Genomic DNA, 24,109 nt, shown 5'->3' with positions numbered 1-24,109 from the left:
ACTTCTCAATCAACGTTGGCCAGGGATCAGCCCAGGCGGCATAGGTGCTGATGGGGTAATGCTGGGGGCTGAATTGTTAACGTTGCTCAAGCTGGCCGGGGGCGTACTGGAAAAGCCGAGGGGGTAGCGCTTACCGCCACGCTCGAGGGTCACGTTTTCGACGGAGAGGATGGCCATGCGATAGCCACCGGGTAACTCCCGAGATGAGGCATCTGCGTCTACTTCAAATCCGCTGCTGTAGAGCAGAGTCGCACGCAGCCGTTTTGCTGAGCCGAATACCGCTTTCACGACAGGCAAGTCAGACTGTGTATCACTGCTGTGCGCCGAGGCTGCAGCCGGCTGTGTGAGGTTTCCTTGAGAAAAAAACACAGTTGACGGCTGCGTCGTCGCACTTTGGTCTTCGCCCTTGATCGATCTTTCGGCCTTGGCCTTCTCGGCTTTGGCATTCAACAAGATCGTCTGGCTTTGAATCTGGGCCAGCTCGCCGACGTTCACCCCAGATAGGGTGTTCTCATCTGCCCAGCTCGATGGTGCCCCTAACGCAAGGATGGAGCACAAAAAGCACAGCGCTTTATTTCGCATATAGGTCACCTATTACTGACCAGACAAGGTGGCCGGTCTCATATTTGGTTGTGATTTCGCGCAGCCGTAAGCCCTGACTGGGTGCGCCGGATAATGAGTCCAGCGGCGTAATGCCAGTGGCATAGCTCAGCTCGAATTGCTTCCATTGAGGCGGTGGGGGCGGCGGTGGCGCAGGTTGGCCCGGTATCGCTGGTTGAATGGGCACAACGACCGGCACTTCTTTCAGCACTGGGGTTTGAGTGAAGCTGTGCAGCCAAGACGACAGGTTCGCCAACATCACGATGGCGTCTTTTAGAGGCTCATCACCGGCTGCGGGTAGAGAGATGTCGAATTTCAACGTGGCCGAGTTGCCCTCGTCAAAGAAGGCCGGCCGATCAGAAAAGTGGCCCTGCGTCGCCTGTATCAGTTTGTCGGCCGTGCTATTGCCCGAGCGCTTATAGGAGGACAAAACCTGTGCGCCGTCGCAGACGGCACTCGTGAACTGCCATCCCTGAATGGACAGAGGCAACTGATAAATGACGTTGCTGCAACCCTCCAGGAAATCTGCAACAGATGGACGTTTGGCCCAAGGGTGTTCAAGCGCTTGGGGCGTCTGTTCCATACCGGATTCTTTTTGCAGTCTGGCCAACTCTGCCAGGCGTTGCTGTTCAGCCTGGAAAGCCGCCTCTTTGGCTATCTGGTCCTGATGGTTCTGCCATTGAGCCCATCCGATGATGCCGGCAGCGATCAGCACGCCAAGAACCGCCAGCTGTACAAGTTCTGGTTTGGATAGCCCAAAGACGAGTGGCCGTAGCCGGTACTCGCGTTTTAGATGCGACGGCTGAAGCAGCTCTGCCACGTCCAGTGGTTGACCGCCCATATCGAACTCTGGGGGCAGGTACTCGTTGTCGAAGTTGATCCCACGACTGCGTTGTTGCGCGACTCGGCGGCGGACCTCAGCACCAGTGCCGATCATGTCGCAGCCAGAGATCACGCCACCTTGATACACAGCAACGAGGGCATATTGGTCAATCTCGCTTTCAGTTTTCCAGGCCGCGATCCATGAGTCCCCCAGCTGTCCAGCCAGGGTGGCCGCGAGCGAGTACATCCCTTTGATGACCTCCTCGCTGCGCGCTACAAAACCTGCCTGAATAATGGCTGGTGTTCTTCTAATGGCGACAATGTCGAGGTGGTGCTCACGACCGTACTGGCGCGCTTCCTTCATGTGCCCGGTGACACTACCCAGCGGATGCCAGCGCAGACCGGTGACAAATGATTTTCCACGATACTGGAGTACCTGGACTCGAGCAGAGCGTGCATTTTTTGAGGTTTCCGCAACCATGGCTTACCCCTTGGAACCTGTGCAATGCAGCAGTGGGGTAGGGCAAGAGCCCCAAGGCTCGTTGGCAGCAGGTGAAATCACCGCGCTGGGGCTGCCTGTGTCGCTATCAACAACAGGAGTAATCAGCACTACGAGTACGCTGTGCCCTGTGGTGCGGACACGGCTGCCGCCCAAACCGAAGAATCCAGGATCCCCTACGCCAGACTTGGTTGCGTTTTCGCTGTTCTCCTCAAAACCAGTCAGTACGAGGGTTTGACCGCTGCGCAATTTGACCTTGGGCGACAGATTCTTGGTGTCGTAATCCGCTGTCTGGACACTGGAGCCGTTGCTCGTAAAAGTGGTGAAGGTCGGTTTGCTACTCATGCTCAGGGTGATCATCAGCAACATGTTGTCCTGGTCGATGATTCGAGGGAGCAACATCATGTTGAAGCCGCTGGTGATAGTCGCGGGGGTGAGCGAAGTAGACGATCCAACGGAAGCCGTAGTGGTTGTCGAGCTTGATGCGACATAGCTCTTTACGTTGCCGATCTGGATGGGTGCCGGCTGCAGATTCAGCGTGGTGACCGACGGCGAGCGAACGTTCGAGATTCGGCCCTGTTCGGAAAGTGCTTTGATGATTAAGTTGGAGCCAGCCCAAGGAGACTTCGACGTGTCCAAAATACTCAACGAGCCCGACACCGCGCCCGTGCTTATGCCGGTGGTGGCATTCTTCAGCGAAAAGCCCCATTTGTTGCTCAAGGACGTATAGACAGCCGTCCAGTCCAGGCCGGTCTGGTCTGTGTCGGTGAGAGTTACCTCGAAAACTTTGACGTTGAACAACACCTGACGGGTGATACTGCTGTTGATCGAATTCAGGTATTTAGCAACGTTTGAGAGTACTTCTGGTCGATCACTTACCGTCAGGGTGCCAGTGGAACGCGAGAGGAACATCCGACCTTGGGGCTGTTGGCTCAGCATCGCCTTGACGTTTTTTTCAATGTCTCCGATCAGCGAGGTCTTGATGGTAACGGTGGTGCTCTGGTTGCTGCCTGATTCACCCGATGCACCTGTCGACGAAGATCCGCCGCCACCACCACCGGAACTGCTCCCGCTGCCTGTAGCGGTCAGCAAGCCCGACTTCACTGTGCTTTCAATGACCTGGTCATCACCAAATGCCCAGACGTCGAACGTCTTGGTGTCGAAGTAAGTGACATGCACGCTTCGATCATCGGAGGAATAATTCCACGCTAAGCCCAACTGGGAGGTCGCTTGATTCAACAACCCTGACAGCTTGCCGCTGTACTTAATGGGGAATGTGTTGGGTGCAGTCAGCCCAATCGAATTCATTGAGCGGGCGTTGCTCGGAACATTGCCGATGACGCCGGCGGGCATGAAGTTGGTCAGGTTGTCGGCAGAGCCCAAACCAGGTGGAACTGCAGGTCCTGAGTTGCCCTGCGTCGAACTGGAAAGGACACTTGGGTCGATTGCGTCAGGGGCTACGATGACCGGTACACCACATTCACTAGTGATGTACTGCGCGATCTCAGCGATCCCAACGTTATATGAGGGGCGATAGGTGATGTCGCAATCCATGGTCAGCGGTAAACCACGCTTGGCGACCAGCGGTTTTTTGGACACCCATGGTTTGTCGCTGAACACCACCGTAGCGCGCGCGGACTCTTGCTGCTGATTTCTCAGAAATCGGCTGTATTGAGAGGCTGTCGCAGCGTCATTTTCAGCTCGGCTGGCCGATTCATTCACACGCTGCAGCGAACAGGAACTCACCAGTGCGACGATAAGTGACAAGGCTGTGCTTTTGATCCAGAGACGAGCAGTCATCATTTGTTCCTCTCTGTAATAAAAATCAGCCGCTGTGAGGAGTTACTGTCGACCACATCGACCAGAAAGGACCGTGGAGCCGAGTCGTAGAGAGGGAAAATCGACCCAATGGCTTCTTGGAAACTGCCCTCAAATCGAAGTGGAGCGTCAATTGAGTAATCCAAATCATCGACCTGCCACATCAGTTTCCAGCCCGCTTTTTCAGCCCAGCCTTCGACGGTTTGACGAAGGGTTGAGCCAGTTGAAGCCGTCCATGTCTGGGCCAGCGGCTTCGGCGCTGCAATGTCCGTCGCAACCGGCTTTGGCGCTGCAGAAACTGCGGACGGCGCGGTGACCAGTTTCGGAGTTGAAGCGGCCTTGGCATCTGGGTTGCTGGACGAAGTCGAGGCCGGACTCTGAGTCGGCAAGGCAGACGTTTGTTTTGTAGAGCCATCCTTGGTAATCACCGTAGGAGGGGCCACGGTTTTGGCTGGTGCAGCGTTCGCCACAGGGGTAGCGGCTGATGCCGTTGTTGTGAAAGGCGCTGTTTGGGGAACGGCGGCGACTACTACTTGGCTGCCCGCATCATTGTTATTGCTCTTCGCTGCGATAGGCTGTGCAGCTGTCGATGTGTTGAGTTGAGCAATCTGAGTTGATGCAGGACGTGGAGAGTCCGGGAGCTGGTAGCCAGGGCGCAGGACGTAGCACACCTGACGGTTGACCTCGTCGACCTTCACCTGCCAGGCCGGACCTGCGAGCACCTGCAGGGTGTTACGCAGGGTCATAGGGCCAAGTTTATATTGGGCTGCTGGGAGTGGTCGGGTGTAAAGGATGTTGACGTGGCCAGAGTCTGCCGAGCAAAGCGTATAACCTGAACGGTCCACCACGTACTGCATGGCCTCATGCACATTTGGGTGCATGTTGGCTGGAATGCTGATGTCGATAATCTGAGCCATCAGGTCACGTTGGCCAGAATCTGGCAGCGTGCTGACGAGGGTGTAGCGGCCATAGCGCACTACTGGTTCTTTTTCAGGAACGGCGCCGCCAGGATAGAGGTCTGGCGTCAACATGTCCGGATTGCGACTGCTGTCGAAAGCGGGCTTGGGTGTCTGCGCCGTTTGGGTCGTGCAACTGGCGATTAACGCTAGAAGCGAGAGCGTGGTGACGTGCCTGATCATGTGCCGAGAGGCCCCCTGTAATGATAGGGGAACGGTGACAGGCTGGTACCAGCTGCGCAGTAGGAAATAGAAAACTACGTCTATAGGTATTTATAGGCTATACAAAGATGACGCGACCGAGGTGGAAAATTACCTAGTATCTGATCACCCATTTCCATTCACGCTGAGCATTCATTTGCATTCACGCTGACCACTCAATTGCATTCGACCTGACCAGCTATCCTGCCATTACGCCTAGAGTAATGAATCCAAAATCGCGTTCAGCGAACATCCATTCGAACATCAAATCTCCGTCCGCGTGCTGAGGCGATTGTTAATCCCTCCTGGTCGTTACCCTGTGGTCGACCGGTGAGCATTGATCCCCATCGTTAACTCCCGCCACAGGCATTTGTGCAAGCAGGCTGAACGTGGTTAAATCTGCATATTCGATTATCCACATATGCAGAGCGATTGCTTATGAGCCTTACACCACACACATTCTTCAAGTGCTTGGGTGATGAAACTCGCGCCCGGATCATGCTCATGCTTTCGGCTGAGGGTGAGTTGTGCGTGTGCGAGTTAATCTGGGCACTGGACGATAACCAGTCGAAGGTCTCCAGGCATCTTGCCCAACTGCGTGCTTGCGGGTTACTCGCAGATCGGAGGCAGGGTCAGTGGGTTTACTACCGGCTGCATCCCGAGCTTGAACAGTGGGCACTGGATGTTCTGAACGTCACTACGCAGGCACACCAGTCCTGGGTTAACGACCATCAAGGACGGCTGGCTTCCATGGAAGACAGACCCGTGCGCCAAGCCTCCTGCTGCTGACATCCTGATCTGGAACATACTCATGCTCATCGCAGCATCGATTTTCGTAGTTACGCTCGTCTTTGTTATCTGGCAACCCAAGGGGTTAGGTGTCGGCTGGAGCGCGGCAGCGGGTGCCGTTCTGGCACTACTGACTGGCGCCGTAAGTCTAGGGGATGTGCCGGTTGTGTGGCACATCGTCTGGAACGCTACCGCGACCTTCATTGCTGTGATCATCATCAGTTTGTTGCTCGATGAAGCGGGATTCTTCAAATGGGCGGCGCTTCATGTCGCTCGCTGGGGTCGGGGCAAAGGCGGACGTCTGTTTGCGCTGATGATCCTGCTCGGTGCAGCCGTTTCGGCACTGTTCGCCAATGATGGAGCCGCACTGATTCTGACCCCAATCGTCATCGCGATGCTGACGGCGCTTCGCTTCAGCCCGGCATCCACCTTGGCATTCGTGATGGCCGCAGGCTTCATCGCTGATACCGCCAGTCTGCCGATGGTGGTGTCCAACCTGGTGAACATCGTTTCGGCAGACTTTTTTGGCGTGGGTTTCGGTGAATACGCTTCTGTCATGTGGCCAGTGAACCTAGTGGCCGTGGCCGCGACACTGTTCATGCTCTGGATGTTCTATCGCAAGGACATTCCCGCCCAGTACGACGCGGATCAGCTTGAGGCCCCGGAGTCGGTGATTCGAGATCGGGCGACCTTCATTGCTGGCTGGTGGGTACTTGGCCTGCTGCTGGTTGGTCTGTTCGCACTGGAGCCGTTAGGTATCCCCATCAGCGCTGTTGCTGCTGCGTGTGCAATGATCCTGCTGGTCATCGCAGGTAAAGGCCAAATCATCTCCACGAGAAGGGTCATCAAGGACGCGCCCTGGCAAATTGTCGTGTTTTCGCTGGGCATGTATCTGGTGGTCTATGGCCTGCGTAATGCTGGCCTAACCGACTCGCTCTCGGGGCTGCTGAACATATTTGCCGAGCATGGCCTATGGGCCGCTACCTTGGGCACCGGTATCACCGCTGCGCTGTTGTCCTCGATCATGAACAACATGCCGAGTGTGCTTATCGGCGCTCTGTCCATTCAGGGCGGCGACGCTACAGGACTGGTACGTGAGGCCATGATCTACGCCAACGTCATCGGTTGCGATCTTGGCCCCAAGATCACGCCCATCGGAAGCCTGGCCACGTTGCTGTGGCTGCATGTGCTAGCGCAGAAAAATATCCGCATCACCTGGGGTTACTACTTCAAAGTCGGCAGCATCCTCACCCTCCCTATCTTGCTGGTAACGCTGGTGGCACTGGCGTCGCGGCTGAGCATCCCTGTCTAGGAGAAACCCATGAAAGTGCTATTTATGTGTACGGCAAACAGCTGCCGGAGCGTTCTCTCGGAGGGGTTGTTCAACCACCTGGCCCCGAGCGGTTTTAACGCCGTCAGTTCGGGCAGCTTCCCAAGCGGACAACTGAATCCACGCGCCGTGAGTACGTTGCAAGCGCTTGGTATCGACACCACAGATCTCTACAGCAAAGGCTCAGAGGTGTTTTCGGACTCACCACCGGATGTGGTGATCACCGTGTGTGATAAGGCTGGAGGCGAACCCTGCCCGGTCTATTTCGGGCCTGCTGTCAAAAGCCACTGGGGCCTCGCCGACCCTTCCGATGTAGAAGGCACAGACAGCGACATCCAAGCCGCATTTGACGCGACCGTCGTCCAGATTAAAAAGCGTTTCGAGGCATTCTTCAGCTTGGATCATTCGGCGCTCACACCGCAGGAACTGAAGCGCGAGCTAGATCAAATAGGTGAACTGTAATGGACGAATTTTCCTCGGAAAGCAGCCTGGATCTACCTAATCTGGATCAGTCGCTAATCGACTTCGTCACACTGGATCGCCTGCAAGGCAACGAGCAACCGACTCACAAACCACGCATCTTGTTGCTGTATGGCTCAACCCGTGAGCGCTCTTTCAGCAGGCTGCTGACCCAAGAGGCCGCGCGCATCCTGACCCTAATGGGAGCCGAGACCGTCATCTTTGATCCCTCGGGTCTGCCTCTCCCTGATGACGCTCCGGAAGACCATCCAAAGGTTAAAGAGCTGCGGGATCTGGTTCTGTGGTCAGAGGGACAGGTGTGGTGTTCGCCAGAGCGTCACGGTGCAATGTCTGCTGTATTCAAAGCCCAAATAGACTGGATACCTCTCACGTTGGGCGCTGTCCGCCCCAGCCAGGGCAAGACGTTGGCCGTCATGCAGGTCTGCGGTGGATCACAGTCCTTCAACACGGTAAACCAGCTTAGGATCCTCGGGCGCTGGATGCGGATGATCACCATCCCAAACCAGTCGTCAGTACCCAAAGCCTTTCTGGAGTTCGACGACGCAGGGCGTATGAAGCCATCCGCCTACTACGACCGTGTTGTGGACGTGATGGAGGAACTGATGAAGTTCACGCTGATGGTTCGGGGCCGGGAAACGTATTTGGTAGACCGCTATTCGGAGCGCAAGGAAAGCGCCGAAGCACTCTCGAAACGAGTCAATCAAAGATCGATTTGAGCGACCAAGGGGATAGAGGATGAGCAACACCACAGTAAGGATTGCGCAGATTTCGGACGCTCAAGCCATCCAGGCAATTTACGCACCGATGGTTGAGCATACGGCGATTTCGTTTGAGCTTGAGCCGCCCACAGTCGAAGAGATGGCCAAGCGGATTGGGTCGACTTTGCCGACTTACCCGTATCTGGTAGCGGAGCGAGACGGCCAGCTCATCGGCTATGCATATGCCAGTCAGCACCGGGCTCGTGAGGCCTATCGCTGGTCGGTCGACGTCACCGTTTATATATCGCCAGAAGCGCACCGTAGCGGGGTCGGCCGGGCACTGTATGGCGTGTTGCTGCCGACATTGAAAAGGCAAGGGTTTCACGCAGCCTTTGCCGGGATCGCGCTGCCAAACGATGGCAGCGTGGGGCTGCATGAAGCACTAGGCTTCGCTCACATCGGTACGTATCCAGAAGTAGGATTCAAGCATGGCGCTTGGCATGATGTTGGATATTGGCGTATCGCGCTGGATTCAACGAGTCCGCCAAAACTGTCCGTGCCTTTCAGTGAGATCAGTCTCTTCTGAATGGGTCTCGACGGCCATTATGAGCGATGGGAAGATTCTAATACGTAACAAAGTCAATTATGTTCGACTCCTCGAAATGAATACGAGCAAAGTGGGTAAAATCGAAATAGATTTGCCACTTTCGGAAGTTTGCAGATATCGAACGAAACTATTGTTGCCGATGGGGAGGCCTATTAGATTCCAGAAAACAAAAGTAATGGTTCCAAGTACGTTTACAAGGTCTCAGCCACTAAGAAGCAGTGATATACCGCAGATCTACAAATTGGTCGCCAATGCTTGTCTCGCGTTGCCGGCCGCGTCGGGCTCAATGAGGTCACTTGCCAACTGACGCTTATCCTGCAGCATTTGCCAAAGCATCTGGTCGATTGTGTTTTCCACCAGCGGGATTTTCACCACGACCATGCGCAATTGCCCATTGCGGTAGGCCCTGTCCTCAGCCTGGTCCTGCAGTCCAGGCGTCCAGGGGAGGCCCAGGAACATCACATAGTTGGCCGCAGTGAGGTTGTTGCCGGTGCCGGCAGCGGAGGTAGTGGCGGCAAAGACGCGGGTTTCTGGATCACTTTGGAATTGATCGATCGCCTTCTGCCGTTTGCCTACAGAGTCACTGCCGACAACCGTGACGCACCCGTACTCAGCTTGCTTGCACCGAGTGCGAAGTGTTCCTACCGTATCCTTGAACTCACAGAACAAGATTACTTTGTCCTCCGCGTCCAGTTCGCACAGCAGATCCATTACGACACGAATCTTTACCTGCTCAAGCAACTGACGCAGTGATCCCAACCTGGCGAGGCTAGGCCTGTCTTCGAGCCGAATTTGATCGTATTGCTTGCGCTCTTCAGCAGTGAGTTCGATGGGTAAAGTTTGGCGCTGTTTGCCCTTGAGACCGGGCAAGACATCCTTGCGTCGACGGAGCATCCAATCGCCGATTGCGCCCCGCAGATTCATGCGGAAATCCTGACTGCCGGCGAACTGTTCGCAGAATTCTTTCAAGGGCAGTTTCCCAACGGGGTGGCCGGATAGCCGTAGCAGCGTGTGCAGCTCAGATTCTCGGTTGAGGACTGGCGTACCCGTCAGCAGGTAACGGTTGGGTATCTTGGCGGCAATGTCGAAGCCGTGACGTGTCCACGCGGCGGTCGGCTCTTTCAGGCGGTGCGCCTCGTCGATGATCATCACTTCAAAGTGTCCTGCATGCAGAACAAAATCGCCAAGGCGTTCGTAGTTGGTGATAATCCATTGCGAAGAGGGATCAAAGACCTGTTGGCCGATAGTGGCCTTGGGATACACCATCTGGATTTCGCGTTGCCAGTTGATGATCAACGTCGACAGGGTGATAACCAAGATGGGTCTATTAGCTGCTCGGATTGCAGCGGCAATGATTGCTTGGCGAGTTTTACCAAGCCCCATGTCATCCGCAAGCAAGGCGCTTGTGCGCTGTAGCAAGTGCCGGATGCCTGCCGGTTGATGGTCCAGTAAAGAATAACCAGCCAATGCCTGGTTAATCTGTTCGGTAGTGGACCCGGTGCGCTCGATTGAGGGCACCGCGGCTAAATACACATCGGTTGAGGTGCTATCGTCAGCCGCTTTTGCTGCGCGCTCTTGTGGCGGTCCACCAAGACTGATGCGGGTGATTTCATCAGCTGGAACAACGGATCCGTCGGTCAGCAGCTCTTGCACGGTGTCGAGGATTTCGAACTGATCCTCCGACAATCCAAGCTCCAGGATCAAGTTGCTTCGCACCACTTCCGCACCAGCGTCAATGCGCCAGGACTTGGAATGCCCGAGAAACACGCCGTGCATGCGCCTTGAAACGGCGACCGCGCCAGGATGGTAGTCACCTGACAGCAGGATCCCGCCCTGAACGAGTGGAGCTATCCGAAAGGTCAGCCCCCACGTGAATGCCTGCCGATCTGGGTCGTTTTGTGCGGCTGTGATTTTATGTGAAAACGTCTCCCAACTTTCATTGAAACGGTCCTCGGACAACTCCATCAAACGGTGGAAGAGCACATCCAGGTCATCCAGCAACTTGCCTTTTGGTAATCGCCAATAGCGATGTTGAGGATGCTCGGCACGCCGAATATAGAAACCATTACGTTCGAGAAACAGCCGGTTCGCACCCTCAACGTATTGCATTAAGACCCCGAAGTCATAGCCGTCAAAAATGACTTTTTCGACCAGGTCCTGCCGGCGGTTCATCAGACGTGGACGACTCATGTCCTGCTCAATCGTTGGTTGATCCATTCCGCACAGGCCTGGGCATGCATTTTTTTCCGGTTTCGATTTGTATAGCGCGACATGGATAGTGTTTGGTCGGGCCATTCCAGGTTAATGGCGAGCTCACCCGATTTGATCTTTGCCCAAAACCATTGATAGGCCCGGTCAACCCTGGAGCCCGACTTAGGTGTGCGATTGCGGAGCCCTCTCAGTTGTATCGTCACCAGGTGTTTGGGAGTCAATTTTGCTAACGTTTCGCCCCAGGCACTTTCATCCATTTGGATTTCTGCAGAGGCCAACGATTTCCCGTTTTCGCGAACCGAAAAAAGACGGCAGATGCCCCGATAAGCACTGTAGTCGTAACCATCAATGCAATGGCCCAGCGCTCGATGTTCCGCATCAAGATCGGCGGGGCACTTCAGTTCGATAATTTGCAGCCCATTTGGACTCACGAGGGGTGTGCTGGTTGAATAAAGCAGCGGCTTCCAGGGCGTTAAAGAGTCTGTTCTTGTTTGTGGATCTACTGCATCTAAAGCCTCACGGATGTCTATCAACGCGAGGTGAAAGCCATTCACCAAGCTGGCGATCTGGTGATAGGAAGCAGTAGCAATGAAGCTTTTGAGTTTCTGCAGTGCTTCACCAGAAGCTGGTCCGTCGCTCTCATCAACGTTGTTAAAGAGCTCGTTCAGGTCTCGAAAGTCGTCGGCGATTTTGGACCAATTGTCGTCCGACCAATCAGTTGGACACCCTGACAGCAGCCTGTTCCAGTCCTGCGTTTGATCCAGCAGTTGATACGGGATTTTATCCAGCAGCGCGAAGAGAGTGATCCAGTGCGCTTTTTTAAGAGGACGGCGATTGCCCAGTGAGGCTCCCAGCAGCAGTCGATGCCAGGGTCCTTGTGGCCCCTCGCGGCTGATACGGGTCAATGCACTGCCGGTATCGAATACCCGCTGTTGACCCAGGTAGCGCACTGCAGCGCGCGGCGCCTGTAGCAGCCAAGCCAGTGTGTCGGAAAGGGGGAGGCCCGCGTCGGCTATGCGACCTACCAGGCACTCTTCAGCGGAAATCAAATAACGGTCCTCACTCCAGTATGGGCGCCACGCCTGAAGTTCATCCCATGGGCAGTTCATGTATACCTGCTGCTGCCCATCCCACGGCCACGGCCATTGATCTGCTAGTACCAGAAGTGGAATCAGTACTGGCTGGGCTTTTAGGGCCTGAAGGCGGCGTTTTCGGTCACCTTGAGCCAGCCAGTTATAGAGCTTGGGTGAGGGACATTGCGCTGAACGAATGGCGAATAAAAGCTCTTGGTCCAGACACTGGCAAAACTGCTTCAGCGTGCTGCCAATCTGCTTCAGGTAAAATCGGGTGCGGGGATTGAAGTACCGATTGTTGCTCGCCGTCCAATCGAAGCCGCGGCGATTAAAGCTTCCTAGATCTTCAATCGAAAGGGCTTTCGCCCTCTCTCCAGCAGACTTGCAGAAGGAGGTCAGTAGGACGTCTGCATACCAGCGTTTTTCAAACCTGAGCAGTAGCTGCTGGGCCACCATTGCGGTGGGTTTTCTCTTATGCACGCGGTCCTTGCTGAAGATTTTGCAGGCCTTAACCTGATGACCATCGAAGTACTGGAGGTGATCGCCGATTCTGGCCAGGAGCCGCCGTGTTTGATCATCTGTAGAGGGCAGGGCTACGCACCAGCAACGAGTATGGACAGTGGAACTCAGATAGGTATCGATGAAGGAGGTCAGCTGGGAGGGCGGTACGTTAAATTGTAAAGCCCAGGTCTGGGCGACTTCAATTTGCCGGTCTGAGAACTTCTCCAGCTTCGGCGCTAAGATGCGCAGCCCCACCACCGATTGTCTCTTCTGTACGCTCACCCATGACCTCCTCTGCAATTTCGCAGAGGACTGTCAGGTATAGGAATGGTGGGCTTCTAGGGTTAATGCGTAACGGCGTTGTCGGTGATTTATATCGGCAATGGCAGAAGTCACACCCCTCTGGGTTTATTGAGATCTGGTTTGCCATTCAAGTTTGGAAAACTCACCTTGCATCCATTCGATTTGAAGCCTGTGCAACCCCAAAAGTCATAGCCACCGCCCCCTTTTTTTTGTCGCCTTGCGAGGGGTTGATTGCACTTGGGACAGTTGAAAGCGCCACCTGCTGTGGCTGGGCGTGGAGCGGACGCCATCGGCACACTCGGCATTCCACGTTGCTGAGACAGTTCCTCTTCCAGGCGTCTATGCAGACGCGCAACGACAGCTCCATAGGTGTCTTGGCCCTGGGCGACTTTGTCCAAATCCCGCTCCAGCTCCCTCGTAAAATCGAGCTCCACGAAACTGTAGAACCCTTCCAGCTTCGCGATTGTTTCCTCCCCCAGCGGCGCCGGTACCAGCTTGCGGCTTTTTTCCTCAATCATTCCTTTGCTGGTGATGTTCTTCAAGATCGAGGCGAACGTGCTGGGACGACCAATACCGCGGCGCTCCATTTCTTTGATTAGACTGGCCTTGGTGTAGCGGGATGGCGGCTGAGTTTTCTTCTTCAGCAGTTCTCCGTTGTGCACAGAGATGATCTGTTTTGGTGTGAGTGCAGGAACTGGGTTGCTCGCTGCTCCATCTTCCTCATCGTCTGTGTCATCGCCCTTGAGCAGTTTCCGCCACCCAGGATGAAAAAGGGTTTCACCAGTTGCATTGAATCGCAAAGCCTTACCATTTGGGCCAACCGCGAGCAGTTTTACAGCACGCACGTCGAATACCGCCGCTTCGATCTGGCTGGCCAGCGCCCGGACCCAAATCAACTTGTACAGGGCGAGTTCCTCGTCGTTCTCACCAGCTTTTGTATCAGCCCAATGCGTCGGGGTAATAGCGGGGTGGCCTTCCTGCGCGCCTTCGGCGGCCTTGAATGTACGTCGCTCGTCGACGGTCTTCAATCCGATAGATCTAGCTACGGTTCTAATATCCTCCATGGCCTCGTCTGGTACGTTGGGATTATCCGTCCTGTGGTAGGTGATCACGCCTTGTTCATACAATCGCTGGGCGACTTGCATGGTCTTGTCCGGGTCCCATTTCAAGGCGTTGCTGGCTGCTTGTTGAAGGGTGGAAGAGATGAAGGGCGCGGGTGGGTGGCGCTCGGCCTTGCGGTCTTCACAGGACTCGACGACGACATTACGTGTGCCGGCGACGAGTCGGGCCAGGTTGGCATCTTGAACGTAAGGAAAGTCTTTGCTCGCGAAATCCGGTACCGGTTGCCAGTCTGCATACCAGGTGGTGCCCTGATTCATATCCACAAAGTTCAGACGCACACCGAAGTGGTTGATTACCTGAAAGTTGCGGATCTCGCGCTCGCGCAAAACCACCAGGTATACGGCAGGCGATTGCACGCGGCCTGCAGAGGTGGGCTTGCCCATCAGTCGGCGTAGCTCCTGAGTCACCAGGTAACCCACCAAACGATCAAGTACACGCCGGCATTCTTGTGACGCGACTCTGTTCAAATCGATTTGGCGAGGATTGGCTAGAGCCTCTGCGACACGCTTCAGGGTGATTTCATTGAAGGTGATGCGTTTGTAGGATTTGACCGCCAGTACCTGCTGGATGTGCCAGCTGATGCTTTCACCTTCGCGATCCGGATCGGTTGCGAGGTAGATTTCATCGGCCTGTTTAGCTGCGGCCTTGATGGTCCGCACGGCCTTGGCGCTCTTATCCAGGATCTCGTACACCGGTGTGTAATTTTTGCGGACGCCTGTGGTGATCATGCTGTCGTCCTGCCCTCTGGCGGGCAAGTCACGTATGTGCCCACCACTGGCGACAACCAACCAGTGTTCGCCTGGGCGCAGTTTCTTCATCATTGGCTGAAGCTTTTTCAGCTTCCCAGGTGCCTCGATGATCAATAGCTTCACGGTGTGCCCCTTCTCAATTATGCAGAGCGGGACTGTCACGTCATGGCAGGTAAGGCTTCAATGGGAAATGGTCAATGCACAACGGGAGGCTTTTAGCGGCTAGAGGTCCAGCGTCAGCTGCTGTTCCTGGGCAAAGCCCTTTAGCCACGACGCGCGCATCGCAGGATGGTGGTAAGGGCAGTCATACACCCGTAGCCCTTTTCGGGCGGCGTCAGCACCGGCTATTTGAACGGCAGTATGGGGGTTATTGAATTGCCGCCTATCTGCTGGTTTCAAAGAAGTTCGAGATTGCGCCATTGGCTATCGGTCCCCGAAGAACAGATCTATCAGACAGTAACATCACGAATAGCGCATTTTTTTGCATCAAAAACGGAAGTTTTAAACTTCTGTGCTTGAGATAGCCGAATGGAAGTGTGACTCAACCTGAAAGTTAACGAATGGCGCGATTTTTTGCCAACCAATTGGCGGTTTGATGTCAATTCGAAGCTGGCTCGTCCGTCCAGTTCGCAACTCTGATCCACGCGATGAAGTCCTGAGTGGATTGTCCGCTTTGAACACGTAGTTGTTCCAGCTTGCCGTATAAGTGTTCAGTCATTTCGTCGTCGTCGTCAAAGTCGACGCGGTATTCAGTATCTAAGCGGTATTCATCGAGCAAGGTGTTGATAAATCGGCGGGCTTGCCAGGTATCAAGGTCTGTCTCTCCACGGCCCCCCATCAGATACTCTCCCGTTCGCCACCCAACTGGAGCCCATGATGCTCGGTTTATGTCCAGGGTGAGCCCGTAGTAGTCCGGAGCATTCACCTCGCTTTCATCAAAGTAAGCCCAGTAAACACGGCCTAAAGCTGGGTGCTCTGCGCCAATGACAACGTACCCTGTTGGGTCCCTCAAAACTTCATCCATCGGCACGTCCTAATTTGTAGTGGTTCTCTAATGAGGTCGGGGGAAACGATGAGCTGTTTCCCCCAACACCGACAGCTACACGAATGGGCCGAAAAATTAAGCCCCTGTTTTCAGAATTGCGGTGGATCGGTATCTGGATATTCATCCGGGCCTGGAGCTGGCTGCGGCCGCGATTCGGGTCTGTTGGACTGTTGCGAATTCTGGTTTTGCGAAGGCGCCAGATTCACCATGGTCACGCGGTGTGGCAGCATGCCGACCCGGCTGGCCTGGATTTTCAAAGCTTCGAATTCGCCATCGTCGTTCTTCCAACGGTCCATAACGGCGCGACCGGAAACCAGCACTCGCATACCTTTCTGGAACAGTTGCGAATAATGCTCGGCGTCCTTGTGCCACCACTCCACATTCGCCCAAAAACCGCCACGATCTTCGTAGCCGCCTTTGCCATCCGGAATCGAATTGTCGAAGTAAACGTTGGCTCGCATGAGTCGACGTGGGTCTTTATTGCCGTTGGGGAATTCTTTGAATTCCGGTGCAGAACCGATATTGCCTTCCCAGCCTTGTACGGGCGTGCCCATGAGTATTCTCCGAGGTTATTGGTGTTGCGTTGGGTTGTTGAGCTGCTGCAGGCGAGCGGTATACACGGCCTCTGCCTGGCCCATTTTTTCTGCGCACTCGGCGGCCTGTTTGGTGATCGAGTGCAGCAAACTCATTTGCATATTCAAGGTGATGCGCTGCAGCTCCATCACGTAAAGATCCTGCAGCATGGATTCCGGTGTTCTGGGTGAGCCCATCATTTCTGCCCAAACCCCTACGCCCATCCGCCGATCTGTCACCTGCTGCCATCTCAAAAACTGGGTGCCGGCTTGGGTGTTCTGCTCAGTCAACCGCACTGGAACTAGGGTGAATGGATATCGGCGGGCCTGGCTCAGCACTTCCTGGGCAAGAGCTTTTAAGTCCGATTCTTGAGCTCGGCAAAGATCGGCAAATTGGGTCAGCTCCCCCTTACCTTTAAAAGGCTTTAAAAGGCCCTTTAGTGAGGCAGCCTGTTGCAGTCGCTGAAAGGCTTCCTGTTGCAGTGGCCGGAAGGCGGTCTGTTGCAGCGACCCATCATTGGAGGGAATCTGGCCCATGCTCTTTAACCCTCAACGGGGTCATCGAGATGATCATCCGTCTCGGTTTGCTGCTGACCGCGGATGATCGGTGGCGCGAAATTCGAACGGCGGGTGCCTTCCAGGATGTCTTGTGGCAGCTCACCGTACCGCTCGTACATTTTGCGGGCTGCTTCAGCCTTGGCATTGTTTGCAGCGAAGTCGTCGCGGGCAGCGCCTGAGTACTTATAGATCTGGGCCAGACCAAACAGTCTCCGCAGTACCGCTGCGCCTTCGTCGATCCAGGTTTCCATATCGTGGCGCCCGACAAGGCCAACGTGCTGGGCCAACAGAATGCGTCTGACAATTTCGTCGTAGTTCGTCAGCAGGTACACAGCCTGAAATCCCAGGGGATTGGAGATGTACAGCGGGAGGCTGACAGGCTGGATCGAGAGGTTTTCGCTAATGCTGATGGCCGGTGGAAGAGAGGCCATGGCTGTGTCCAGGCGATCTTCGATGGTCTTTAACGCTTCCTTGGAATCGTTGATCTTTTCCTCGAGGAGGATCATCCACCAGTCAGAGTAGGGATCATCCTGTTGGGCGCCTCGAGACATTCGATTGACGACAGTGCAGAACCCTGACAGACCAATGATGCCGGCTTTGAGGTCATTTTTAGGGCGCCCCATCCATATACGAGCGGCGTGGTGAGTGTGAAGGGTGAGCTTCACATCGCTGCGCAGTGAACCGATGTTGAGCCGGAAGTTATCAGCCATGGTGCAGTGTTTCCTTGGGAAGAGGATTGACGTACCCATGCTGCAATTTGGCTATAGGAGACGCAGCATTAAATACGTAGCCCGATGGAAGGGGATTTGTTGAGGCTTCTATATAGGAAGAGCTGAAACTCGCCGGTGCGGACCGAATCCCTTGCGTGGCGGCCACCTCCGGTGCCGGATGCTGTCAGGGTGTTGTGGGCCACAACACTTGCCATGTCGCCGGCACGGATGCCGGATCCTGCCAAGGTGGTGCGGGCCGCACCACTTATATGGCGGCCACCTCCGGTGCCGGATGCTGTCAGGGTGTTGTGGGCCACAACACTTGCCGTGTCGCTGGCACGAATGCCGGATCCTGGGCAAGTGATTTGGGCCGAGTCACTTGCGTGGCGGCCGCGGCGTATTTCGGTTCCTGTCAGGGTGTTGCGGGCCGCAACACTTGCTGTGTAGCTGGCACAGATTCCGGTCACGACCGCTTCGCTCTGGGCCGCGTTACCACGATATTCTGGTTGTCCACCTGACATCATGGATGTGTACCCCGATTAGGCTTCAGCAGATGCAGCATTCCGCTGAGTGTGTGTTTTGCGGTTTGTATCGACTCAGGGCTACGCGTCTGCGTTAGCGTCTTCGTCGGCTGCTCTGCGCCCTCTGGCGGGGCTGAAGCGTCTTGACGCTCGGGGCTCGCTTTTGCCTTGTCGTCAGGGTTCCATTGGCTGTTGAAATCGCCGCGAACGGCCATGCCGACGAGCGTCATTAAGTATCCAAGCGGGTTTCGGACCCCTCCCGAGTCACAGCGGTGGACCCATTGTTTGATGAGCGCGGTTTTCAACTCTGCTGGAACCTTTTGCAGCGCCAGGACCGCGTTCTGTTTTTGCTCGACCGGTAGTCGATGCAGTGCACCGAGCAAATCGGCAGCGATGTCGTTTGGTGTGGGCGGTACATGTACAGAGCTTTTACAAACATCTTTGTGTGTATCTGTATACGTACTATATGAGTTCGGATGCCGAACTAAGTCCGAACTCAGTGATTTACGGCTGAGTTCGGCATCCGAACTCTGCTCCAAAGCGATTCGCTCTTCGCCTTTTTCACTGAGTTCGGTATCCGAACTCAGTGGAGATAGAGCTATATTTTGCTGAGTTCGGATTCCGAACTCAGTCGCTTTAAGAACGACTGGAGCCTGCGCTTTGGTCCAGGCCTGGCTATTCATGCGGGATTCGATGATGTCCAGCCTGCTAGGTAAGCGTTGGCCAACATCAGGATCAGCTGCAAATTCCTTCCAGGCAATTTCTGCCACTTCGCGAATCACCTTGGTCTGGTGCTGCATTGACTGCGCGAGTAGCTGCAAGTAGTCCTTGTCGAACTCTATAGCTTCGGCCGGTGTGACCGGTTCGTCGTGAAGCAGGTAGACGTTGCCTTGCACTTGTCCACTCAGATCATTGCGCACCCGTCGCCCCAGGCTAAGCCAACGGGTGAGACGTAAGGTCACTAATGCTTTTGATACAGTTTCACGCGAGGCAGGCCTACCGGGTTGCATACCCAAATATGGCCGCAGTTGGTCATAGGTAGGGAACGCCGTAAGGCCGTCGTCATTGATCAGTAGGCGAAATACCTGCCAGGTGTTTCTTTCAAGCGGGGTTAAGCGATCATCCAAAAGCAATCGGCGAGGAACCGTTTCGTGTGGGTTCCCGCTGAAAATAATTCCGGAGTAGGGGGAAGACCCTTCAATCCCCGGAGGCGCCGACTCTTTTTTCTGAAGCAAATGAGCTTCAAGGTGACCCGAGGCCGAGTCTAAAAGCGTCGACAAGGGAAGCCGAGACAACCTCATAATACAGAGTCACCTTCCACCGATGTCGCTGCAGGCTGTGCAAGTCGTTGAGAAGACACAAGCTGTAGCCTTCTCGGAAGGCCAGGGTTTGCAGGAGGGTAAAGCCCTTCCTTTATCCAGGACTGAATGCGATGCCAGATGATGGCCAGGCTGAGGTTTTCGTGGGTCTCATCTGGGCTAGTATCCTGTGGAGCATTGAGTTCCTCGGCGACCAACATGGCGATGTCCAGCAACGCGAGACTGTCGCCAAGCTCTACCTGATGCTCTTGCATTAGGTGCGTCCATCGGTACCAAAGCTGAGCGTCCATCTCCTCACTGAATTCGCGCCAACGGCCACGACGTGCCGTCACGCCGATCATTAGGCGTTGAAGGGCCACATCCTGCGGAGACAGCCCGAAGAACTGTTGCAGCATTTGAGTGGTCGCGCCAAGTCGCAGCGCACGTTCAATCATGCGCACTTCTTCATCAGAACGCTGCGCGCCTGACAGTAGTTTTTTTACCATGTCCCCATCAATGGTGACGTTGCACCAAGACACGGGAGTGTTAAGCAGCAAGCTCAGTACTGAAGGTTGTTGGAGCTGAGCCAATATCTCTGGCTCCAGGCCCATTTCGATGCAGCGCCGAAGTTGGCCATTACGCATGTGATGAAGCACCTGTGACAGGATTGCTTCATTTATTGGTGTCTTGGACATGACGACTCCCCCTTGTAGAGTCCGTGTGTTAACTGGCTGAATTCGGACCGTTGTTGGCGACTGACTGGATTTCCAGGTCAATCAAACGTCTTGCGAGACGAATAATGCGGAACAGCTTCACTAGAGCGCCGTCGCTGAGACGGCATTCACTTTCAGGGGGCTGATCTTTTGTGTGAGGCTGGCCCAGTAAGATCTGGCCCAGTCCGGCTGCGAACTCAAAGTCAGCCAACGCGTCGATTTGAAGCTTGGGTTGCTGCTGAATCATTTTCAGTACGATGGCCATCGAGCCGCTCAAAGACTGGAGCAGCGTCAAGGTATGTTGGGCTGTGGCAGTAATTTCGACTTCCGCTTCGGGGTGTCGGTAGCTGAACCCGACGCCACCATCGATATCGATAAATTGACCTGGGGCTTTGACCGAGCTGGCTATTTCGCGAGCCAATTGAGCGATGTGCTGACGCAGGGTCGCGGTATTGTCTATTTCGCGTTCGATGTACCAAAGGTCAGAAATGGGATTGAGTCCGCCAGCTTGAACAGGGATGGCCACCAAGGCATTGGAGGCGAAGTCGGGCAAGACCTCACCGTCAAGCGCAGCGAGCTCCCGTTTCATCTTGTCGACTCTGGGAGAAGTCTTCACAGGGCTCGCAACGTGCCCATCGATACGTGCTTGGCGCTCTTGTGGGCTCATTTGCTCCTGCGGAGTTGGGGCCAGTTGCTGTTGCACCCCTTGAGGTGAAGGACTCTCTTTGGAGGGCGTCGTCTTATGTGTGCTGCCCCCCGAAGTAGTAGGGGGTAGTTGTAGAGGGTTCTGATTAGCCTCAATGCCATTGTTCGAAACGTTAAGTTGAGTCCCCCCCTCAAATTGCGATGCAGGGTACTGTGGCAGCTCAAGAACCGGCGTAGACCGGCGCAATTGGTCCTGGTTCTGAGTGATTTCCAACAGTATTTGCTCGTAGCCGAGGTTCAGCGGCTTTTTAAGGTGATCTATCAGTTCGTCCTGAAATCGCTGGAATAGAAATTCTTCAGCGTCGCCCTCAAACTGGGACAGTACATCTTGGAAAAGCGTATCGAAATCAAGGTGCTGCTCCTGCTCTTGATAATTGCGATCCCAGCACTGAAGAGCTGTTTTGCGCAAAGACAGAAGCTTTATGATTCTGTCTACTCCCAGTCCAGAGTACAGCGCGCCTGGAATTGCTGGCAGTAAGTACCGAATGGTGTCGTGCATACGACTCAAGTGAGACGCGGAGACCGGGTAGCCATCCGCTGACAGCCGCCGTGAAAGCTCACGTAATGAGATAGACTCCCCTGCCTCTGTTTCATACAGCGCTCTCGCTTTGTCGACCCCAATAGCCCGCTCAATGAACAGGAGCTGGCCTTGGAGGTCGTTTTCAGCCAAGTGGCCGGTGAGCGAGATGATTTCGCCCCGAACGGCGTCCCAGGGTCGAAATAGGCAGTGAAACTTGAAGTACTTCTCGTCGCCGGTCTCACGATACAACTCGTTTAAAATTGCCAGGCGAGTGTTGCCGCCGTTGCGGATCCGGTACTTATCTTCCCCAGGTTTACGAGTGACGGGAGGTGGCGTATCGAGTCCCCGATTTCGTATCGACTCTTTAATTTCATCGTACTTCGGGTTACGAGTCGTCCTTGGGTTTTCGTCATACGGCAGCGTTTCGTCGAGAGTCAACAGCATGGGGGTATCGACGATGGGGTCGCTCATTCGCGCTGCCACCGGCGACTTCGATTCAAACGCCGGCAGCAACAGCTTATCTTTCATGGTTTGGGCCAAAGACGCTTTCATACTCTGGCTCCTGGCTGCTCATAAGCCGGGCTTGCCGCCAAAAGCTGGTCAATGATTTTCAAAGCACGATCCAGAGCAGCTTCAAGTTCGGCAGTTGTCTCCAGCCGATAAACAATTTCTGAGTTCATCGACCTGGCGTTTTCACGTGCTTCCAACGCGATGCGTTCGCGCATCCCGTCGGGCAGGCGAATAACGAATTTTTCTTCATGCAGACGCTGTGGTTTGTTACTCATGGTGGGCTCCGATGCCTAGGGTAGAAAGTGTGTTCAGCGACGTTTCAACTGATCAGTGAGTTGGGTAGGTAACCCCTTGATGACTAATGAATTGGACGCCTCGTCGTACTCGATCTTGTCCCCTAGCAGATGCGCTTCAAAACTGATGGACAAGCCTTCGGCACGGCCGGTGAACCGACGGAATTGGTTGAGAGTGCGTTTATCCAGGGGGATTTCCGGCGACAGGCCGTAGTCCTTATTGCGGATATGGTCGTAGAACGCCTTGGGGCGATCTTCATCGATCAAGCCTGACAGTTCCTCCAGGCCCATGGGTTCACCGAGCTTGGCCTGGCTGGTGGCGTAGTCCACCAGGGCCTTGGTTTTCTCGCGGGCCGATTCGTCTGGCAGGTCTTCGTTTTCAACGAAGTCGCTGAACGCCTTGAGGAGGGCGCGGGTTTCGCCCGGGCCGTCGACGCCTTCCATGCAGCCAATGAAGTCGCTGAAATACCCCGAGATCTTCTTACCGTTTTTGCCTTTGATGTACGAGATGTACTGCTTGGATTGCTTGTTGTTCTGCCACTCGGACAAGTTGATACGCGCTGCCAGGTGCAACTGGCCAACGTCCAGGTGGCGTGAAGGAGTGACGTCCAGATCGTCAGTAACCACCACGCCTTCACTGTGGTGGAGCAGGGCGACAGTTAGGTAGTCGGTCATGCCTTGCTGGTAATGGGCAAACAGTACGTGGCCACCGGTGGAGAGGTTGGACTCTTCCATCAGCTTTTGCAGATGCTCGACCGCCGTGTGGCTGAAGGCGGTGAAGTCCTGGTCACCTTCAAAGTACTGCTTTAACCAGCCGCTAAACGGGTGCGCGCCGGACTCGGCATGGAAGAAACCCCAGGCCTTGCCTTGTTTGGCGTTATAGCTCTCGTTGAGGTCGGCAAGCATGTTCTCGATGGCGACCGATTCGGATAGCTCCGAATCGCGTGCCTGGAGAACAGCAGGTGTGCCATCGGGTTTTTTGTCGATCAGGTGGACGATGCAATGACGGATAGGCATTAGATTGCCTCCTGCGAGTGTAGGGTTTGAGCTCGATCAGCACGACGAATACGGGCTTTGGCGTTGAGGCCTGAGCGGTAATCGCTTGCGGTTGATGAGGTGTAAATCGATCCAAGGCCAGATTTCGTGAACTTGATATGGCCACCTTGAGTGCGAGACACCGTCCAGCCATTCGCTTCAGCAAACTTCACGAGTACACGAAGGCTCTCGCTTTTTCCGCGTAGGAGATTGGTGGTCATAGCTCTGCATCCCTGTCTGCCAGAACGTTACCGGTCTGGATCGCGATGATTTCAGCCTGATCGCCAGGAAACTTGGTACCGAGCTCATGCAAAAAGTGACGCGTAGCCTCACGTGCTCCAGGCACGCGGAACACCACGCTGCAGTGCTGAACTTCCGCGGGGTGTTGCAGGTGAGACATGACGGCCACTTTCAGCGAGCAGCACTGGAGGTAGCGGGGCACCCAAACCGACCAGAAGTAGCTGGATAGCAAGGCGCCCGCACAGAGCAGTTCAACGGTAATTGTTGCGCTGGGCGTGTTGGTCAGCTCGACGTAGCCGAGCTTCTCAAACTCCAACAGATCCTCACGCATGCTCATTGGGACCACGGTGCTGTGGTCACGAGCAAGGCGGCCGATCGCTTGAGCTAATGCGTCGAGCTCCACCGGGTTGATCCCAGATTTATGGGCATGAGCCACAGCAGAGGCTTCGAACACGGCACCGGCATGGATACTAGGAAATAGCTCGGCGCTACTGTGCATCCGACACCTCCTGAAGCTCCTCGATGTCATAGCTATTGCAAGTAGGGCAAATAAGCTCGTCCACTTCACCGCCGGGTAAGGCTGGAGCGCCACTCACTTGATGTTTCGGGTGGTGGCTATCGCATTGAAGG

24 protein-coding genes are annotated in these 24,109 nt (G+C 55.0%); 5 read left to right on the top strand and 19 right to left on the bottom strand.

Going from position 1 to position 24,109, the window contains the following annotated elements:
* Window positions 1-9: 9 nt before the first annotated feature.
* Genes pilP through QU606_RS12250 form a run of 4 tightly spaced genes read right to left on the bottom strand, consistent with a single transcriptional unit; the run spans window position 10 to window position 4,878 of the window.
* Window positions 10-582 carry a type IV pilus biogenesis protein PilP gene (gene pilP, locus QU606_RS12265; RefSeq protein ID WP_008437355.1) on the bottom strand — a complete coding sequence of 191 codons (573 nt, stop codon included), beginning with the start codon at window positions 580-582 and terminating at the stop codon, window positions 10-12.
* Window positions 572-1,903 (bottom strand): type 4b pilus protein PilO2, encoded by a 1,332-nt coding sequence (gene pilO2 / locus QU606_RS12260; protein WP_024073376.1) that lies wholly within the window; start codon window positions 1,901-1,903, stop codon window positions 572-574. Before pilO2 ends, pilP begins: the two co-directional genes overlap by 11 nt.
* Before the next feature lie 3 nt (window positions 1,904-1,906).
* A complete protein-coding gene (locus QU606_RS12255; RefSeq protein WP_019818091.1) occupies window positions 1,907-3,721 on the bottom strand; it encodes a PilN family type IVB pilus formation outer membrane protein in 1,815 nt (604 codons plus the stop codon).
* Complete coding sequence (locus QU606_RS12250) at window positions 3,721-4,878, bottom strand: TcpQ domain-containing protein (protein WP_019818090.1); 1,158 nt, start codon at window positions 4,876-4,878, stop codon at window positions 3,721-3,723. The genes QU606_RS12255 and QU606_RS12250 overlap by 1 nt, the downstream gene beginning before the upstream one ends.
* A gap of 456 nt (window positions 4,879-5,334) precedes the next feature.
* On the opposite strand from QU606_RS12250, the gene QU606_RS12245 reads away from it, so the two are divergent.
* The 5 genes from QU606_RS12245 to QU606_RS12225 are packed head-to-tail and all read left to right on the top strand — an operon-like array spanning window position 5,335 to window position 8,779.
* Complete coding sequence (locus tag QU606_RS12245; RefSeq protein ID WP_008437351.1) at window positions 5,335-5,685, top strand: metalloregulator ArsR/SmtB family transcription factor; 351 nt, start codon at window positions 5,335-5,337, stop codon at window positions 5,683-5,685.
* A 22-nt stretch (window positions 5,686-5,707) separates the two neighbouring features.
* On the top strand, window positions 5,708-6,997 hold the full coding sequence (locus QU606_RS12240) for an arsenic transporter (protein ID WP_103451920.1): 1,290 nt from the start codon (window positions 5,708-5,710) through the stop codon (window positions 6,995-6,997).
* 9 nt (window positions 6,998-7,006) lie between these two features.
* On the top strand, window positions 7,007-7,477 hold the full coding sequence (locus tag QU606_RS12235; RefSeq protein WP_008437349.1) for an arsenate reductase ArsC: 471 nt from the start codon (window positions 7,007-7,009) through the stop codon (window positions 7,475-7,477).
* Complete coding sequence (arsH, locus tag QU606_RS12230; RefSeq protein ID WP_008437348.1) at window positions 7,477-8,211, top strand: arsenical resistance protein ArsH; 735 nt, start codon at window positions 7,477-7,479, stop codon at window positions 8,209-8,211. The genes QU606_RS12235 and arsH overlap by 1 nt, the downstream gene beginning before the upstream one ends.
* Before the next feature lie 19 nt (window positions 8,212-8,230).
* A complete protein-coding gene (locus QU606_RS12225; RefSeq protein WP_008437347.1) occupies window positions 8,231-8,779 on the top strand; it encodes an arsinothricin resistance N-acetyltransferase ArsN1 family B in 549 nt (182 codons plus the stop codon).
* Between the two features lie 255 nt (window positions 8,780-9,034).
* Here QU606_RS12225 and QU606_RS12220 read toward each other — a convergent pair whose 3' ends face one another.
* The 15 genes from QU606_RS12220 to QU606_RS12150 form a co-directional block, all read right to left on the bottom strand.
* The gene (locus QU606_RS12220) at window positions 9,035-10,990 is read right to left on the bottom strand and encodes a DEAD/DEAH box helicase (protein WP_024073377.1); all 1,956 of its coding nucleotides are present in this window, start codon (window positions 10,988-10,990) and stop codon (window positions 9,035-9,037) included.
* On the bottom strand, window positions 10,987-12,867 hold the full coding sequence (locus QU606_RS12215) for a hypothetical protein (RefSeq protein WP_019818088.1): 1,881 nt from the start codon (window positions 12,865-12,867) through the stop codon (window positions 10,987-10,989). The genes QU606_RS12220 and QU606_RS12215 overlap by 4 nt, the downstream gene beginning before the upstream one ends.
* Window positions 12,868-12,977: 110 nt before the next feature.
* Window positions 12,978-14,882 (bottom strand): type I DNA topoisomerase, encoded by a 1,905-nt coding sequence (topA, locus tag QU606_RS12210; protein ID WP_008437341.1) that lies wholly within the window; start codon window positions 14,880-14,882, stop codon window positions 12,978-12,980.
* A gap of 99 nt (window positions 14,883-14,981) precedes the next feature.
* Window positions 14,982-15,179 (bottom strand): CrpP family ICE-associated protein, encoded by a 198-nt coding sequence (locus QU606_RS12205; RefSeq protein WP_073845721.1) that lies wholly within the window; start codon window positions 15,177-15,179, stop codon window positions 14,982-14,984.
* Window positions 15,180-15,357: 178 nt separating this feature from the next.
* Window positions 15,358-15,783 (bottom strand): hypothetical protein, encoded by a 426-nt coding sequence (locus QU606_RS12200; protein WP_008437339.1) that lies wholly within the window; start codon window positions 15,781-15,783, stop codon window positions 15,358-15,360.
* A 110-nt stretch (window positions 15,784-15,893) separates the two neighbouring features.
* Window positions 15,894-16,358, bottom strand: a complete 465-nt coding sequence (locus QU606_RS12195; RefSeq protein ID WP_008437336.1) for a single-stranded DNA-binding protein — start codon at window positions 16,356-16,358, stop codon at window positions 15,894-15,896.
* A gap of 15 nt (window positions 16,359-16,373) precedes the next feature.
* Window positions 16,374-16,913, bottom strand: a complete 540-nt coding sequence (locus QU606_RS12190) for a DUF3158 family protein (RefSeq protein WP_008437334.1) — start codon at window positions 16,911-16,913, stop codon at window positions 16,374-16,376.
* Between the two features lie 5 nt (window positions 16,914-16,918).
* On the bottom strand, window positions 16,919-17,644 hold the full coding sequence (locus QU606_RS12185) for a PFL_4669 family integrating conjugative element protein (RefSeq protein WP_008437331.1): 726 nt from the start codon (window positions 17,642-17,644) through the stop codon (window positions 16,919-16,921).
* 520 nt (window positions 17,645-18,164) lie between these two features.
* Entirely contained in the window at window positions 18,165-19,466 is a 1,302-nt protein-coding gene (locus QU606_RS12180; protein ID WP_019816979.1) for an STY4528 family pathogenicity island replication protein, read from the bottom strand.
* Window positions 19,463-20,158: a DUF2857 domain-containing protein gene (locus tag QU606_RS12175; RefSeq protein ID WP_008437329.1), complete on the bottom strand. Its 696-nt coding sequence runs from the start codon at window positions 20,156-20,158 to the stop codon at window positions 19,463-19,465. Before QU606_RS12175 ends, QU606_RS12180 begins: the two co-directional genes overlap by 4 nt.
* A 28-nt stretch (window positions 20,159-20,186) precedes the next feature.
* Complete coding sequence (locus tag QU606_RS12170; protein ID WP_008437328.1) at window positions 20,187-21,953, bottom strand: ParB family protein; 1,767 nt, start codon at window positions 21,951-21,953, stop codon at window positions 20,187-20,189.
* Window positions 21,950-22,186, bottom strand: a complete 237-nt coding sequence (locus QU606_RS12165; protein WP_008437327.1) for an Arc family DNA-binding protein — start codon at window positions 22,184-22,186, stop codon at window positions 21,950-21,952. Before QU606_RS12165 ends, QU606_RS12170 begins: the two co-directional genes overlap by 4 nt.
* Before the next feature lie 33 nt (window positions 22,187-22,219).
* Window positions 22,220-23,221, bottom strand: coding sequence for a nucleoid-associated protein YejK (yejK, locus tag QU606_RS12160; RefSeq protein WP_008437326.1), 1,002 nt, complete (start codon window positions 23,219-23,221; stop codon window positions 22,220-22,222).
* Complete coding sequence (locus QU606_RS12155; protein ID WP_008437325.1) at window positions 23,221-23,460, bottom strand: type II toxin-antitoxin system HicA family toxin; 240 nt, start codon at window positions 23,458-23,460, stop codon at window positions 23,221-23,223. Before QU606_RS12155 ends, yejK begins: the two co-directional genes overlap by 1 nt.
* Complete coding sequence (locus tag QU606_RS12150; RefSeq protein WP_008437321.1) at window positions 23,457-23,978, bottom strand: hypothetical protein; 522 nt, start codon at window positions 23,976-23,978, stop codon at window positions 23,457-23,459. Before QU606_RS12150 ends, QU606_RS12155 begins: the two co-directional genes overlap by 4 nt.
* Between the last annotated feature and the right edge of the window lie 131 nt (window positions 23,979-24,109).

This window comes from Pseudomonas sp. OVF7, assembly GCF_030644265.1.
Lineage (GTDB): Bacteria > Pseudomonadota > Gammaproteobacteria > Pseudomonadales > Pseudomonadaceae > Aquipseudomonas > Aquipseudomonas gorinensis.
The sequence above is the reverse complement of the archived record's forward strand: the minus strand, read 5'-3'. Positions and strand labels throughout refer to the sequence as shown.

Bases quoted from the DNA above. Each gene is read 5' to 3' on its own strand.
- yejK (WP_008437326.1), bottom strand. From the start codon at position 23,221: ATGCCTATCCGTCATTGCATCGTCCACCTGATCGACAAAAAACCCGAT.
- pilO2 (WP_024073376.1), bottom strand. From the start codon at position 1,903: ATGGTTGCGGAAACCTCAAAAAATGCACGCTCTGCTCGAGTCCAGGTA.
- QU606_RS12225 (WP_008437347.1), top strand. From the start codon at position 8,231: ATGAGCAACACCACAGTAAGGATTGCGCAGATTTCGGACGCTCAAGCC.
- QU606_RS12190 (WP_008437334.1), bottom strand. From the start codon at position 16,913: ATGGGCCAGATTCCCTCCAATGATGGGTCGCTGCAACAGACCGCCTTC.
- QU606_RS12255 (WP_019818091.1), bottom strand. From the start codon at position 3,721: ATGACTGCTCGTCTCTGGATCAAAAGCACAGCCTTGTCACTTATCGTC.
- QU606_RS12175 (WP_008437329.1), bottom strand. From the start codon at position 20,158: ATGTCCAAGACACCAATAAATGAAGCAATCCTGTCACAGGTGCTTCAT.
- QU606_RS12245 (WP_008437351.1), top strand. From the start codon at position 5,335: ATGAGCCTTACACCACACACATTCTTCAAGTGCTTGGGTGATGAAACT.
- QU606_RS12170 (WP_008437328.1), bottom strand. From the start codon at position 21,953: ATGAAAGCGTCTTTGGCCCAAACCATGAAAGATAAGCTGTTGCTGCCG.
- pilP (WP_008437355.1), bottom strand. From the start codon at position 582: ATGCGAAATAAAGCGCTGTGCTTTTTGTGCTCCATCCTTGCGTTAGGG.
- arsH (WP_008437348.1), top strand. From the start codon at position 7,477: ATGGACGAATTTTCCTCGGAAAGCAGCCTGGATCTACCTAATCTGGAT.
- QU606_RS12155 (WP_008437325.1), bottom strand. From the start codon at position 23,460: ATGACCACCAATCTCCTACGCGGAAAAAGCGAGAGCCTTCGTGTACTC.
- QU606_RS12195 (WP_008437336.1), bottom strand. From the start codon at position 16,358: ATGGGCACGCCCGTACAAGGCTGGGAAGGCAATATCGGTTCTGCACCG.
- QU606_RS12250 (WP_019818090.1), bottom strand. From the start codon at position 4,878: ATGATCAGGCACGTCACCACGCTCTCGCTTCTAGCGTTAATCGCCAGT.
- QU606_RS12240 (WP_103451920.1), top strand. From the start codon at position 5,708: ATGCTCATCGCAGCATCGATTTTCGTAGTTACGCTCGTCTTTGTTATC.
- QU606_RS12165 (WP_008437327.1), bottom strand. From the start codon at position 22,186: ATGAGTAACAAACCACAGCGTCTGCATGAAGAAAAATTCGTTATTCGC.
- QU606_RS12235 (WP_008437349.1), top strand. From the start codon at position 7,007: ATGAAAGTGCTATTTATGTGTACGGCAAACAGCTGCCGGAGCGTTCTC.
- QU606_RS12150 (WP_008437321.1), bottom strand. From the start codon at position 23,978: ATGCACAGTAGCGCCGAGCTATTTCCTAGTATCCATGCCGGTGCCGTG.
- QU606_RS12205 (WP_073845721.1), bottom strand. From the start codon at position 15,179: ATGGCGCAATCTCGAACTTCTTTGAAACCAGCAGATAGGCGGCAATTC.
- QU606_RS12220 (WP_024073377.1), bottom strand. From the start codon at position 10,990: ATGAGTCGTCCACGTCTGATGAACCGCCGGCAGGACCTGGTCGAAAAA.
- QU606_RS12180 (WP_019816979.1), bottom strand. From the start codon at position 19,466: ATGAGGTTGTCTCGGCTTCCCTTGTCGACGCTTTTAGACTCGGCCTCG.
- QU606_RS12200 (WP_008437339.1), bottom strand. From the start codon at position 15,783: ATGGATGAAGTTTTGAGGGACCCAACAGGGTACGTTGTCATTGGCGCA.
- QU606_RS12185 (WP_008437331.1), bottom strand. From the start codon at position 17,644: ATGGCTGATAACTTCCGGCTCAACATCGGTTCACTGCGCAGCGATGTG.